Raw genomic sequence first — 14,217 nt, forward strand, 5'->3', positions numbered from 1 at the left:
GCCATGCTGAAACCTAGCATGGTTGCCGCCTCTTATCTGCAAGGCCAGCGTCTGTTAAAGCTGGCTTTGTTTTGCATGGTTTGGCTCTGCTGCGCCATGATAGTTGTGGGCAACGCTTGGGCCGATGCTGGCGAGATTAAAGCGCAAAAAGTGGAAGCGAGTTTTGGCGATAATCGCATCGAGATTGCTGCTCGCTTTGATATATCCCTCTCCAATGATTTACAAGAAGCGCTTAAAAACGGCTTGTCACTGAGCTTTGTCTACGAATTTCAACTGACTCGCCCGCGCATCTACTCTTGGTATCGGCAGATGGCCGATGGCTTTGGCCCAAACTCCTCCCTCAGCTATCAATTGTCTTACCACGCGCTTAGTCGGCAATATCGGCTACACGTTGGCAGCTTTTACCGCAACTTTCAAAATATTAACGAAGCGCTTGCAGCGCTCGGCATTGTGCGCAATTGGGGCGTGCTTTACGACAGCAATATTGCCCGTGATAAAGCAGGGGATTTTGCAGGTAAAGTGCGCTTAAAGCTTGATCGCTCACGCCTACCTAAAACCTATCAGTTAACCGCCTTTGGCCATGAAGAATGGCAGCTAGAATCACCGTGGGTAGAGTTCACTAAGGTACGTGAAGAAGCCAGCAGCAATGAATAAACCCAAGCTACTACTACTGGCCTCACTGGGGGCCATCCTTATTTTTCTACTCGCCACGGCCAGTGGTAACACCTCCGCTTTTGCCGAGTATTACGGCCTGCTGCTGGTGCTTAATTTATTACTCCTCAGCGGCCTGCTATTTTTAGTTAGCTTTCGCCTGATTAAGCTTATCCAAAAAGTACGCGCCAAAGTATTTGGCTCTCGGCTTACCCTCAGAATGGTGTTGATGTTTGCCTTGGTGGCTGTACTACCAGGCACGCTGGTTTACACACTCTCCGTACAGTTTTTAAATCGTAGTATTGAAAATTGGTTTGATGTACGCGTCGATCATGCGCTTGATCGAGGGCTGAACCTAGGCCACAACGCCATTGATTATCAACTGGGTGATTTGGCCCGCAAAGCCACGGTGATTGCGCTCGATATTAGCGATGATAGCAGTGCCGGCATGCTCTCTAGGCTTGGGCGCTTACGCGAACAAACCGGCGTACAAGAGTTATCTTTATTTGATGAATCTGGCCAAACTTTGGCGCATATTGGCGGGGAAAATGCCAGCCTTTTCCCCGTTCAGCCCGATCGAAACCAATTACGCCAAGCGATGCGGGGCCCCTTCAAAATCATCGAGCCCCATACCGATCAAGGCCTGAGCATGCGGGTACTGGTGGCCGTACGAGCCAGTAACTTTGGTGAGCGAACCCGCATCTTACAACTCATTCAACCCGTCCCCAAGCAATTAGCCGCCGATGCCGAGCTGGTTGAAAAAGTACGCAGTGATTACAAACAACTCTCGCAATCAAGGCGAGGGCTTAAACTTATTTACAGCTTAACGCTGACGCTGGCACTGTTAATGGCCTTGCTAGGCGCACTGGCCCTCGCTATTTACCTATCCGATAAACTAGCCGCACCGCTTTCGGTGTTAGCCGAGGGCACGCGTGCGGTTGCGGCGGGGGATTACTCGCAGATGCAGCCCGTGATCAGCCGTGATGAGCTAGGGATACTGACGCACTCCTTTAACCGTATGACACGGCAGCTTTCTGAAGCGCGTAGCACCCTTGAAACCCACCAGGCAGAACAAGCCGCGGGCAGAGCCCACCTTGGCGCGATTTTGGGATCTCTTTCGGCAGGTGTATTATCATTTGACGATGCTTGGCAGCTGCGCTCTTCCAACCAAAGTGCCTTAAGAATTCTAGGAATAGATCCAGAAAGAATTGGTGAAGAACCGCTTTCAAACTGGCATTTAATTTATCCAGCACTTACACCATTTTGTACTCAGATCTCAGATAGATTACTATCGGAGCAAGATCACTGGCAACATCAGTTAGAATTAGCAAATACGAAACGGGTTTTACATGTACGTGGCACCCGTTTGCTAGATCAACAAGACTCATCTCACACCGGTTTTGTGGTGGTATTTGATGATATTACTGAGCTTCTTTCCGCCCAGCGCGATGCGGCTTGGGGCGAGGTAGCAAGGCGTTTGGCGCATGAAATTAAAAACCCGCTTACACCCATTCAGCTCGCCGCAGAACGCATGGAACACAAGCTTGCTGATAAACTAGATGCGGCCAGTGCCGAGCTGCTATCGCGTAATACTCAAACCATTGTGCGCCAGGTTGGAGCACTTAAAGATATGGTGGATGCGTTCCGTGATTATGCGCGGCAGCCGAGCGGCAAGAAAAAGCCACTCGACTTTCAACGGCTGTTAACTGAAATTTTAGTGCTCTATGAAGCCTCACCCTTGATCTTAAAACAGATGAGCCATGAGTCTTTAATCGTGCTTGGCGACGCTACCCAGCTGCGTCAAGTGATCCATAACCTCTTACAAAATGCTCAAGATGCCATCACTGGGCAAGAGAATTCCGAAAAACCGAATCGGATTTGCCTTAAGATGGAAAAAAACGAGCGATTTGCAAGCTTAACCGTATCAGATAGTGGCAGTGGTTTCCCTGCAGAAATCTTGCCTCGGGTATTTGAGCCCTATATAACCACCAAGATAAAGGGGACTGGGTTAGGTTTAGCCATCGTTAAAAAAATAATCGAAGAACATCAGGGCCGAATACAGGCCGGCAACAGGGATGAAGGCGGCGCTTGGGTTCGTATCGAGCTGCCCCTCGCGGAGGAAGCAATTGGCTAGTCAGGATATTTTGATCGTCGACGACGAAGTCGGCATTCGTGAATTATTGTCAGAAATTCTGCAAGATGAAGGCTATGGCATTGTTTTAGCCGAAAATGCAGAAGCTGCTCGCAAAATCAGAAATCAATCTCAGCCACGCTTGGTGCTATTGGATATCTGGATGCCAGATACTGATGGGATCACGCTGCTTAAAGAATGGTCGCGAAATGGTCAGCTCACCATGCCTGTGGTGATGATGTCTGGTCACGCGACTATTGATACGGCGGTGGAAGCCACCCGTATTGGCGCGCTTGATTTTTTAGAAAAGCCAATTGGTTTGCAAAAACTATTGGCTACGGTAAAGCGTGCGCTTTCTTTACCTAGCGAAGTGGCTCCGCGTGCGCCAACTTTAGAGCGATTAGGCTCAGGGCAAGCGATTCAAGAATTGCAGGCAACCTTAAGCCCATTGCGTGGTAAAACCGGCCCAGTCTTACTGCTCGGTTTACCTGGCGTTGGGTTTGAGCACTGTGCACGCTATTTAAATCAAGGTAGCGCGCCGTTTATTTCGCCTCCTTCGAATGAAGACTTGGCCCAAGCCCCCCAAGAATTACTCAATAAAGCCGCGGGAGGGATCTTATTTCTGCGTGATTTAGCGTGGTTAGATCGCCGAGCACAGATCGGTTTAAAAAGTATTCTGCCAAGATTAGAAAAACAACGCGTGCGCTTAGTGTGTGCTTCTAGTAAGCCACTGAGTGTTTTGGCGGGGCAAATTGAGCCAGAGCTACTCAATTTTATTTCGCAGCTCAGCATTGCCATCCCCGCTTTATCAGAGCACCGCGAAGATATCCCTGCCTTGGCAGAAAAGCTGCTGAATGACGCCATTGGCATGCATAAGCTAGGCCCGCGTTACTTTAGCCCCTTAGCTTTGCAATTATTATCCCGCCAAGATTGGGCCGGTAATTTAGATGAGCTGGCCAATGTGGTAAAAAGCGTGGCAATTACCAGCCGCGATGGTGAAATAGATAGCGCGCCACTGGCCCGCTTGCTTTCTCAGTTTTCACCCAATGGTAGCATGCACAGCGAAAGCCACAGCCAACACGCAACTGGCTTGCCAAATATTGATCTCAGCCTGCCGCTACGTGAGGCGCGCGATCAATTTGAAAAGCTCTATATCGAGCGGCAAATTGATTTATCTAACGGTAATATGAGTCGTGTGGCAGAAAAAGTCGGCCTAGAACGTACTCACCTTTACCGCAAGCTAAAGCAACTGGGTATTGCGGTGCCAAAAAAGCAGCGCAGCACTGAGGAAGAGTAATGCCGCTTATCCCCTGTGATATAGATCGCTTAATTGCGAGTGCAGATGAAATCCTTGCATTGCAAGCCAACGAGGGCCTGCAGCTGGCTAAGTTGGCACAAATGCAAGCGCATTCCATTGGCTATATCCAAGGGGAAATTCGGGCAGGGCTGATTTTAGGCAGGGCCCAACTGATATTAGGCGAGCTGCAAAGTGCCTTAAATACTTTGCAGCACACCCTACTGATGGCGGTGGATGGCTCCTTAGAAAAAGTGCAGCTGCTAGAGCAAATTGCGCGCTGTCATTTTGACCTTGGTGACTCCACCCTTGCGGCTAAGCTTTGGCAAGAATGCGCGCAATTAGCGCAAGAGCAACAGCACTATAGCCCGCTGATTCATGCGCATATTGGCCTAGGCCAAGTTTATTTTGGCTTTGAAAACTACCCCTCAGCCCTGCATTCACACTACCAAGCGTTTGATTATCTACACACGAGTAGCAATACAGAACTACGCTGCCGGGTTTACGCCAATATTGTGGTGGATTTACTCAGCCTAGAGCGCCTAAGCGAAGCCGCCGCCATGCTGCAACGCCTACAAGATGCAGCGCTCACCCAGCGCAGTCTTAGCACCGATATAGAAACCTATCGCTTAAAAGGCCTACTCGACTTAGCCAATCAGCAGGTGGCAGACGCAAGAATCCACTTTGCCACCGCCTTAAAAATTTGCCACTTACAAGCCAACCCATGGAGTGAAGCCATGAGCTTGCTTGGCTTAGGCCGCTGTGATCTGGTCGATCAAGAATGGGCCAATGCCCTAGCCCACCTCAACCAAGCCCTCGACGTAGCCTGTGGCTTACAAAACCCACACCTACTGTGCAAAATTCATTTTGCCCTAAGCAGCTGCTATGAAGGGCTAAATGAGCTACACACCGCTAAAACCCACCTCACAGAATATCTGCAATACAAGCAGCTATTACAGCCCAAACAAAGTGGCTTAAGTCTGCCCGATAAGAGCGCATCGCAAGCAACCTAGTTTAAAAAATTCAATACCTCAAGGCGTAATACTTTTACTCTGCGATCTAAACCTACCACATGCAAAGATGATCACGGCCTAAGGTAAAGTTACTCCCCCTCTAGCTAGGGTCTGTTGACGTTTCATTCACGGCTGCGTTGGCTACAGCTTTGGGGCTGAGCCGCGATAAAAAACAGATGGCTGTCTTCAACAACATATTTTTCTCTATAAAACTCCGCACTCTATCTATTTCTAGATAATTCAATACTTGGGTTTTTACTGTGTAACACTCCCCTATAAATTGCATCAACAACACCCCATACTCTAAGCCCTACGCTATCCTTCAAATGCATTAAAACTTCGCATGGAATAATCGTGTCAAATATCTTAATTCTTGGCGCTGGCCGTGTTGGCGCATCAGTGGCTGAGCAGCTAGTGCATGAGCGCTATCACGTCACCATTGTGGATGAAAACCCAGAGCAGCTTAAGCCGCTGGCTGATCGGCTCGACCTACGCACCTTGGTTGGCCACGCCGCCAGTCCTGCCGTGTTGGCAGCCGCAGGAGCGGCCGATGCGGATTTACTGCTGGCCGTTACGCCACTGGATGAGCTCAATATGGTGGCTTGTAAGATTGCTTACGAGTTATTTAATGTGCCCACTCGCCTTGCGCGGATTCGTGACCCTGATTTACTGGCGCGGCCAGAGCTATTTACCGACAATAATTTTGCGATTGATCATGTCATCACCCCCGCGCAAATTGTGACCGACTATTTGGTCAGCTTGGTAGAAACCCCTGAAGCGCTGCAAGTGCTAGATTTTGCCGGTGGCAAGGCGCAACTGGTGGCGATTCGGGTAGAGGCTGGGGCGCATATGGATGGCCAAGATTTAGCCACGCTGGATCGGCTTTTACCTAAAATTGATCGACGCGTAGTATCAATTTACCGCAAGAATCGCCGTGTGCATCCTGATGGCAATACCGTGTTACAAGTGGGAGATGAGGTGTTTTTCCTCGCCGCCACCGAGCATATTCGCGCCGTAATCAAAGAAATGCGTGGCACAGAAAAAGCCATCAAACGCATTACGCTTTCCGGCGGTGGCAATGTGGGTTATCGCCTTGCGCAAACCCTGCAACACGATTATCAAGTCAAATTAATTGAAGCCAACAAAGAACGCGCCGCTTGGCTAGCCGAAGCGCTACCGTACGCCTTGGTGCTACGGGGCGATGCCACCGATGAGGCGCTATTAGAAAGCGAGCTAATTGAGCGCTGCGATCTTTACATGGCGCTCACCTCCGATGATGAAGACAATATTATGTCTAGCCTTTTGGCGAAACAGATGGGGGCGCGCAAAACCATCGCCATTATTAATCGCTCGCGTTATGTAGACCTTTTGCAAGGCGGCAAGATTGATGTGGCCATTTCCCCAGCCATTGCCACCATCGGCTCACTACTTGCCCATGTTAGAAGCGGTGATGTTGTGGCGGTGCACAGCCTGCGGCGCGGTGCGGCAGAGGCAATGGAAATCATCGTACACGGCACGCCCGCCACTAGCCGCGTCGTTGGTAAAAAGATCGATGATATTAAGTTGCCCTCAGGTGCTGATTTGGCCGCCATTGTGCGTGGTAACAAAGTGATCATTGCCCATGGCGACACCATGATAGAAAGCGATGATCATGTGATTTTATTTGTGGATAACAAAGCGCATATTCGCGAAGTAGAACAACTATTTGCCGTAAAACTTGGATTTTTCTGATGCAGCTAACCCAACGTATTTTTCCCACAATTAATATTTTGGCGCGGGTTGCCGCTATTTTTTCGCTATGGATTTTGATCCCGATTACCGTGGCTTGGTGGGGAAACGATGCAGGGCTGCAGCCTTTTATCACCGCGCTGCTAAGCTTGCTGTTGTTTAGCGGAGCCTTAAGCCTGCTCACTCATCGCTATAAGCGGGAAATGAAATCGCGGGATGGTTTTATTTTAGTGGTTGGGCTTTGGACCACCCTGCCCGCCGTGGCGGCGCTGCCACTGATGCTATTTGATACGCAGCTCTCCTTTACACACGCCTACTTTGAAACCATGTCGGCGCTTACCACCACCGGCGCAACGGTACTCACCGGCCTAGATCAGCTACCCGCATCAATCAATCTATGGCGGCACCTGTTAAATTGGTTGGGCGGCATGGGGATTATTGTGCTGGCGGTGGCGATTCTGCCCATGCTGGGGGTGGGGGGAATGCAGCTATTTAAAGCCGAAACCCCGGGTCCAATCAAAGACTCAAAACTTACACCTAGAATCCGTGAAACCGCCAGAAACCTTTGGATAGTCTACGCAGGCCTCACGCTGGCTTGCGCCCTGCTGCTTAAATTTGTAGGTGGGATGAGCTGGCTAGATGCAGTTTGCCATGCCTTTGCCGCCATGTGCCTAGGAGGATTCTCTACCCACGATGCCAGCGTAGGCTTTTTTAACTCGCCCATTATCGAGGCGATTCTCATCGTATTTATGCTGCTGGCCGCTACTAACTTCGCCACACATTATCTAGCACTAACTGGGCGCAAATTTTCCACTTACTGGAAAGACTCTGAATTTAAAGCCATGATTGTGCTGATTGTGGTGAGCACCCTCGGCAGCGCAGCCTATCTAGTATGGCAAAAAACCTATGGCGACTATCTCACCTCGCTCAGGCATGTGGCCTTTAATCTGGTCTCTATCGCCACCGATTCTGGCTTTGCCAGTGTTGATTTTGGTCAGTGGCCAATCTTTGTGCCCTTACTGATGCTGTTTTTATCCTGTATCACCGCCTGCTCCGGCTCAACTGGTGGTGGGGTTAAAATGATTCGCACCTTAATTATGCTGCGCGAATCTAAACGGCAAATGTCTACCCTGATTCACCCCAATGCAGTTCACCCTTTGCGCGTCAATGGGATGTCCATTCCTGGCAATATTGTCTTTGCGATCATGGGCTTTGTCTTTTTATACTGCATGAGCATCGTTGGGCTGACATTTATACTATTGATTTCTGGCCTCGATTTTTTATCTAGCTTTACCGCCATCATTGCCTGCATCAATAATGCCGGCCCCGGCCTTGGCGTGGTTGGCCCCGCATCTAACTACGGCGTACTCAGCGATTTTCAAATCTGGGTATGTAACTTTGCCATGCTGCTTGGCCGCTTAGAAGTATTCTCAGTACTGATTTTATTTACCCGCGCTTTTTGGAAATCTTAATCTGATATGGATGTATTTATCACCGGTTTTTTACTTTCTATTTCCCTCTGTTTAGACCTTGGAATCGTTAATGTTGCCCTGATCGACACCAGCCTAAAACACGGCCCCCGCCCAGCAATGTGGATGGGGCTGGGCTCTTGTTTTGGCGATTTGGTTTGGGCGGTAGTGTCCTTGCTAGGGATGAGCGTATTACTGCAATTTACCGCCGTTAAATGGGTAACTTGGCTAGGTGGCGGCTCACTGCTGCTGTTTCTTGCCGTTAAAATGGCACGCCAAGCTTGGCAAGATGCCAAACAAATCGAAAGCACCCAGCTGCCTGCCTCTGGCCGCCGCAGTATGTTTGGCAAAGGCATGATGCTGGCGATGGCCTCACCCTCTTCCATTCTTTGGTTTGCTGCTGTTGGCGGTAGTTTAATTGCCCAAGCCACCGATGGCAGCCTACTTGCAACGATGCGCTTTTTAAGTGGCTTTTTTGCAGGCGGCATGGCATGGACGCTGCTAATGGTTTACAGCGCCACCCACGGTGCCAAACTATTTGGCCAACGTTTCACCCAAGGCTGCCTGCTTGCCTCTGCCCTGCTTTATCTTTGGTTTGCTGGGCTGGTGCTGGTAAATGGCTACCGTAATCTGCTGTAAATTGGACGCGCCTTCTTAGCTAGAGGGCTTTCGCCACCTGTCTTTTACCTAGCCGCTTATAGACTAAAAACTGCCTTCTTCATTGCACCGCACTTTTTATTTAAATGATAACCATTGATGCAATCTACATAAATGAAATCGCCCTGCTATCTATTTAATTAAATAAAAAAATAGGGGCGCTACATGCAGCGCCCCTATTTTATAACTTACTCAATTAAAACGCTGGAACTACCGCACCTGCATATTTGCCCTCAATAAAGGTTTTTACTTGTTGGCTGGTTAATGCTGCCGCTAGTTTTTTAATAGCTACGCTGTCTTTGTTATCAGGGCGGGCTACAAGGTAATTCACATAGGGCGAGCTGCGATCTTCTAGCGCTAATGAATCTTTAACCGGATTAAGCTTGGCTTCCAAAGCGTAGTTGGTGTTAATCAAAGCCAAATCAACTTGATCTAACACGCGCGCTAACATGGCTGCGTCTAATTCTTTAAACTTCAACTTCTTTGGATTTTCGCTGATATCTTTAGGTGTTGAAAGTGCATTTGTTGGGTCTTTTAGCTTAATCACGCCAGATTTTTGTAGCAATAATAAAGCACGGCCACTATTGCTGCCTTCATTTGGAATGGCTACCGTTGCACCAACTGGCAAATCTTTTAGTGATTTATATTTATGCGAATACGCGCCAAATGGCTCTACGTGTACGCCGGTTACAATCACCAAATTAGTGCCCTTGCCTTTGTTAAAGTTATCTAAATAAGGCTTAGTCTGAAAGTAATTTGCATCGATATTTTTTTGATCGACTTGCAAATTTGGCTGCACATAATCGGTAAATACTTTAATTTGTAAATCTACGCCTTCTTTAGCTAAAAGTGGCTTAATCAATTCTAAGATTTCTGCGTGCGGAACCGCAGTTGCGGCAATAGTGAGCTTTTCTGCAGCTTGTGCAAAACCAGTGGCTAATAAAGCAGCGAGCGCGCTAATAACTAAAGTCTTTTTCATGGTATTTACCTGTAAGGTTTTAAATTGCATTCATTTAGTATCGGCTGGCGCCTTGATCTGTCTGGATTCTAGCAAGGCATGTATTTATTAAGAAGAAATATTAAATAACTTATATATAACAAAACACGCTATAGGCTAATTGGCCCTACCATACTTTTCCTTAAAAAATTAGTAAGCAAGGGTAATGTTGGCAAAATGCCGATGATATAAAAGCGAGTACAATCAAGGCTTCGCAAGCACTTGTGAGCCGTCATGCCCTTTCGCTATCTTCGCGGGCTAACCGCCCCAGAGCGTACCGAACGCAGTAATTTTCACCTTGGTATCACCCTATGTTTTGTTGCAGGCGCAACCAATGCAGGTGGTTTTTTGGCGGTTGGGCAATACACATCACATATGACGGGGATTCTTTCTGGGCTTGCGGATAACTGGGTATTGGGCAATATCTCTTTGATGTTTGGGGCACTGGCCAGCGTGCTGATGTTTATGGCCGGCGCCATCACCTCTTCCCTCTTGATTAACTGGGCGCGCCGCCGTGGTAGACGCAGCCTGTACGCCCTACCACTATTGCTAGAGTCATTACTCTTGCTGTGCTTTGGTTTATTGGGCGCCCAGCTTGATTCGCACTCAAACAGCCTAGTTCCGCTCACCGTGCTGCTGCTTTGCTACATCATGGGGCTGCAAAACGCCATCATTACTAAGATTTCTAAAGCGGTGATTCGCACCACTCACCTTACCGGCTTGATTACCGATATCAGTATTGAATTAGGGCGGCTTTTTTATTGGAACCGTAATTCTAATGCCCCTAATGAGGTAAAAGTTTTATGTGATCGCAAACATTTAAAAGTGCAATCCAGCTTGGTATTAGCCTTCTTATGTGGTGCGATCTCGGGGGCCTATGGTTTTAATCATCTGGGCTTTAGCTCCACCATTTTTTTAGCGTTGATCTTAGCGATTCTTTCTATTGGCCCAATGGTCGAAGATTTTTAAGCCGCTTGGCCTAAAATAGCCCGCGACATTTCTGCCCCAGATAAGCGCCCTACCATCTGCCCATTATGGGCCAAGATTAATTCGCAGCCCGTTTGGGCGTACACCGCAAAGGCTTCCCGCAGGCGGATATCCGCATCCACCACCGTTGGCTTAGCCCCTAGCAATGCCAGTGGCTCTTCTGCATACCAGTATTGCAAATTAGCAGATAAAACAGCCCCCTCAAGCGCCACCGCTTCTAGATTAGGCCGCATCACACTTGCCGCAGAAAGCACGTTTAAAGGATTGCTATGCTGCACAAATTGCCGCACATACTCATCAGCGGGCTGAAACATAATGTCTTGTGGCCGGCCATTTTGCACAACCTGCCCATCGCGCAAGATGGCAATATGCGAGCCTAGCTTTAAGGCTTCATCCATATCATGGCTAACAAACACGATGGTTTTATGCAGCTCTTTTTGCAGGCTTAATAATTCATCCTGTAATTGATTACGGATCAAAGGATCAAGCGCCGAGAAAGGCTCATCCATCAATAAGATATCGCTCTCTACCACCAAAGCACGTGCCAAGCCCACCCTTTGCTGCATTCCACCCGATAACTCGGCGGGCAGAGCATGCCGCCTACGTGCTAGGCCCACTTGATCTAGCACTTTATTAACGCGGCGCTGGCTTTCTTTAGCGCTCAATTGCAAAGCATGCAGGCCAAAAGCGACGTTTTCTTCTACCGTTAGCCAAGGCATCAGGGCAAAATTTTGAAATACCATCGCGATGCCACGGCTACGCACTTCGCGTAGCTGCTTGGCTGAGCAGTGCGCCATATCCACGTCTACCCCCGCACAGCGCACCGTCAGTTGGCCACGGCTAACGGGGTTTAAGCCATTAATGGCTCTCAACAAGCTGGATTTCCCTGAGCCAGACAAACCCATCAACACACAGATTTCCCCCTCTTCTACCCGCAAGCACACATCCCGCACCGCAACCAACTGCCCTGTGCGATCAAAAATATCGTCTCGGGATAAAGCTTGATCCATCAGCGCAAATGCACTTGCAGGCTGAGCACCAAACACTTCATCAACATGCTCAAAACAAATTGCACTCATCATGACTCCCTTGAGCGAGACTGGCACAGCCTATCCAGCACCATCGCCAGTAAAACAATCGATAAACCGGCTTCAAAACCCAACGCCATATCGGCGGTATTTAATGCCCGAACAATAGGCTGCCCTAGCCCCTCCGCCCCCACCAAAGCAGCAATCACCACCATCGATAATGACAACATAATGCATTGGGTTAAGCCCGCAGCAATGCTGGGCATAGCCGCAGGTAATTCAACGCGCCAGAGGCGTGCAAAAGGTGAGTAGCCAAAGGCTTTACCCGCTTCAAGCAGGGGAGAAGGCACATCGCGTAAGCCCAGATAAGTCAGCCGCACAGGGGCAGGCAAGGCAAAGATAATGGTTGAAACAAGGGCAGGTACAATGCCTAAGCCAAACAACATTAAGGTGGGAATCAGATAGACAAAGGTTGGAATCGTCTGCATTAAATCTAGCAAGGGCTGCAGCAGTCTATACACCCAAGGCCGGTGTGCGGCCACAATCCCAAGCGGCACGCCAATTAACATACAAATAGAAGTAGCCAGCGCCACTTGCACCAGGGTCTGCAGCGTCGCGGCACGGTAGCCCAGATAATCAATCAACAATAGCGCCAGCGCCGCAAACAAGGCCAAGCCCCAACGTCGTCGCAAGCGATAAATCAAACCGCTCAGTACAAACACCAGTAGCAGAGGTGGGCACTCGATCAAAGCTCGGCTTAGCCCTTGCACCAAGGCCTCTAACCCATCGCTTATTACAGCCAAGCCGCCAGCGGCGGGCCCAATCATCCAAGCCACGCCTTCCGCTACCCACTGGCCTAGCGGCAATTTATCCACAATATACTTCCTCATTTGTTCAGCTAGCCTAGAGGCCGCATGGCAGATTAGCTTTTCAACCAAGCCTTAACGACAGGTAAAGCGGGCTGGCCACTAAAGCTATTTACGCCATCTAGCCACGCGCTCCATTGCTCAGGGTTTTGGTTTAACCACTGACGCGCAGCCAGCTTAGCATCCTGTTTTTTATCGAGGATTTGCCCCATCAGCTGGTTTTCTAGATCAGTGCTAAACGTGATATTTTTGAGCAGACGGCCCACATTAGTGCATTGCTTAGCGTAAGCGGCTCTGGTGGTGGTATGCACGGTTGCTCCGCCTAAATTGGGGCCAAAGTAGGCATCACCCCCTTCCAAATAGCGCAGCTTTAAATTGCGATTCATGGGGTGCGGCTCCCAGCCTAAAAACACCACCCACTGTTGTTTAACCGCCGCTCGCTTCACTTGGGTGAGCATGCCTGCCTCGCTGGATTCAATCAGCTTAAAATCCTGCAAGCCAAAGGCTTTATCTTTAATCATGTTGGCAATCAAGCGATTACCATCGTTGCCCGCCTCAATGCCATAAATGCGCTGAGCAAATCGGTCTGGATATTTGGCGATATCGGCAAAGCGGTGCACCCCCGCCTGATACACGTATTCCGGCACGGCCAAGGTGTATTTAGCCCCAGTTAAATTAACCCGAATACTTTCAACGCTGCCATTTTTTAGATAGGGCTCGATATCGTTTTTCATGGTGGGCATCCAATTCCCCAGAAAAACATCGATGTCTTTGCTTTGCATGGCGCGAAACGTCACCGGCACCGAGAGCATTTTCACTTCGCTCTGATAGCCCAAGGCACTCAATACTTCGCCGGTGAGTGCCGTGGTTGCGCTCACATCGGTCCAACCTACATCGGCAAAGCGAACGGTTTTACACGCCACAGGCTCTAAGGCATGGCTGCTAAACGCCGCCAAAAGTAGTGCGCTGGGGCCAAAGCTCAATAAGCGGATCATTGCGCTGGCCCTGAGCAAATACAGCGGAATAGTTTTTTGAGCAGCGGCAACAACTCAGGCACCGCCCCTGCAGAATTCACGCTAAAACGTGAAACAAAGCGCACAGGGGCAGCATTAGGCACATCTTCACGGCGGGTGGGCACCATAGAACCGTAGAGCAGACTCATCGCAAACCTTCCTTAAAGGGAAATGGATATGCGTATCCTAGAGTTGCCGCCGTAAAAATGAGGTAAAGAAAAGAAAGCTAGATGTAAAAATATACCTGATTATGTCTCTTGCTCAGGAGCCCTTGATTTAGCCATTCGCGCGGCGTAAAGTGAACGAACGTTCTTCTTTGCGGAGGTGGATCATGCCCATCAATGGCATTCAGATGCAAAAAGGCTTGTCTTTGCCTGAGTTCA

At 49.2% G+C, this 14,217-nt stretch carries 13 protein-coding genes; 8 read left to right on the plus strand and 5 right to left on the minus strand.

What is annotated here, in order from left to right; translation table 11 throughout:
• Nucleotides 1–3 precede the first annotated feature (3 nt).
• The 7 genes from Q0R17_RS15575 (at nucleotide 4) to Q0R17_RS15605 (ending at nucleotide 8,925) form a co-directional block, all read left to right on the plus strand.
• Nucleotides 4–654 (plus strand): DUF4390 domain-containing protein, encoded by a 651-nt coding sequence (locus tag Q0R17_RS15575; protein ID WP_293936446.1) that lies wholly within the window; start codon nucleotides 4–6, stop codon nucleotides 652–654.
• The gene (locus Q0R17_RS15580) at nucleotides 647–2,785 is read left to right on the plus strand and encodes an ATP-binding protein (RefSeq protein ID WP_293936448.1); all 2,139 of its coding nucleotides are present in this window, start codon (nucleotides 647–649) and stop codon (nucleotides 2,783–2,785) included. The genes Q0R17_RS15575 and Q0R17_RS15580 overlap by 8 nt, the downstream gene beginning before the upstream one ends.
• Nucleotides 2,778–4,079: a sigma-54 dependent transcriptional regulator gene (locus tag Q0R17_RS15585; protein WP_293936451.1), complete on the plus strand. Its 1,302-nt coding sequence runs from the start codon at nucleotides 2,778–2,780 to the stop codon at nucleotides 4,077–4,079. Before Q0R17_RS15580 ends, Q0R17_RS15585 begins: the two co-directional genes overlap by 8 nt.
• Nucleotides 4,079–5,089: a hypothetical protein gene (locus Q0R17_RS15590; RefSeq protein ID WP_293936453.1), complete on the plus strand. Its 1,011-nt coding sequence runs from the start codon at nucleotides 4,079–4,081 to the stop codon at nucleotides 5,087–5,089. The genes Q0R17_RS15585 and Q0R17_RS15590 overlap by 1 nt, the downstream gene beginning before the upstream one ends.
• 363 nt (nucleotides 5,090–5,452) lie before the next feature.
• Complete coding sequence (gene trkA, locus Q0R17_RS15595) at nucleotides 5,453–6,820, plus strand: Trk system potassium transporter TrkA (RefSeq protein ID WP_308446363.1); 1,368 nt, start codon at nucleotides 5,453–5,455, stop codon at nucleotides 6,818–6,820.
• Nucleotides 6,820–8,289: a TrkH family potassium uptake protein gene (locus Q0R17_RS15600; protein WP_293936457.1), complete on the plus strand. Its 1,470-nt coding sequence runs from the start codon at nucleotides 6,820–6,822 to the stop codon at nucleotides 8,287–8,289. Before trkA ends, Q0R17_RS15600 begins: the two co-directional genes overlap by 1 nt.
• A 6-nt stretch (nucleotides 8,290–8,295) precedes the next feature.
• On the plus strand, nucleotides 8,296–8,925 hold the full coding sequence (locus tag Q0R17_RS15605) for a LysE family translocator (protein WP_293936460.1): 630 nt from the start codon (nucleotides 8,296–8,298) through the stop codon (nucleotides 8,923–8,925).
• A gap of 214 nt (nucleotides 8,926–9,139) precedes the next feature.
• On the opposite strand, the gene Q0R17_RS15610 is transcribed toward Q0R17_RS15605, so the two are convergent.
• On the minus strand, nucleotides 9,140–9,922 hold the full coding sequence (locus Q0R17_RS15610; RefSeq protein ID WP_293936463.1) for a MetQ/NlpA family ABC transporter substrate-binding protein: 783 nt from the start codon (nucleotides 9,920–9,922) through the stop codon (nucleotides 9,140–9,142).
• A 252-nt stretch (nucleotides 9,923–10,174) separates the two neighbouring features.
• Between Q0R17_RS15610 and Q0R17_RS15615 the strand changes: the two genes are divergently transcribed.
• Nucleotides 10,175–10,909, plus strand: coding sequence for a YoaK family protein (locus Q0R17_RS15615; protein WP_293936465.1), 735 nt, complete (start codon nucleotides 10,175–10,177; stop codon nucleotides 10,907–10,909).
• Here the strand turns inward: Q0R17_RS15615 and Q0R17_RS15620 are convergent.
• The 4 genes from Q0R17_RS15620 to Q0R17_RS15635 are packed head-to-tail and all read right to left on the minus strand — an operon-like array spanning nucleotide 10,906 to nucleotide 13,983.
• On the minus strand, nucleotides 10,906–12,009 hold the full coding sequence (locus tag Q0R17_RS15620; protein ID WP_293936467.1) for a glycine betaine/L-proline ABC transporter ATP-binding protein: 1,104 nt from the start codon (nucleotides 12,007–12,009) through the stop codon (nucleotides 10,906–10,908). The genes Q0R17_RS15615 and Q0R17_RS15620 overlap by 4 nt on opposite strands.
• Nucleotides 12,006–12,845 (minus strand): ABC transporter permease subunit, encoded by an 840-nt coding sequence (locus tag Q0R17_RS15625; protein WP_293936468.1) that lies wholly within the window; start codon nucleotides 12,843–12,845, stop codon nucleotides 12,006–12,008. Before Q0R17_RS15625 ends, Q0R17_RS15620 begins: the two co-directional genes overlap by 4 nt.
• A 32-nt stretch (nucleotides 12,846–12,877) precedes the next feature.
• Nucleotides 12,878–13,816 (minus strand): choline ABC transporter substrate-binding protein, encoded by a 939-nt coding sequence (locus tag Q0R17_RS15630; RefSeq protein WP_293936471.1) that lies wholly within the window; start codon nucleotides 13,814–13,816, stop codon nucleotides 12,878–12,880.
• A complete protein-coding gene (locus Q0R17_RS15635; protein WP_293936473.1) occupies nucleotides 13,813–13,983 on the minus strand; it encodes a hypothetical protein in 171 nt (56 codons plus the stop codon). Before Q0R17_RS15635 ends, Q0R17_RS15630 begins: the two co-directional genes overlap by 4 nt.
• Nucleotides 13,984–14,217 lie beyond the last annotated feature (234 nt).

The sequence above is a fragment of the Iodobacter sp. genome (genome assembly GCF_025352645.1).
In the GTDB taxonomy this organism is placed as follows: domain Bacteria; phylum Pseudomonadota; class Gammaproteobacteria; order Burkholderiales; family Chitinibacteraceae; genus Iodobacter.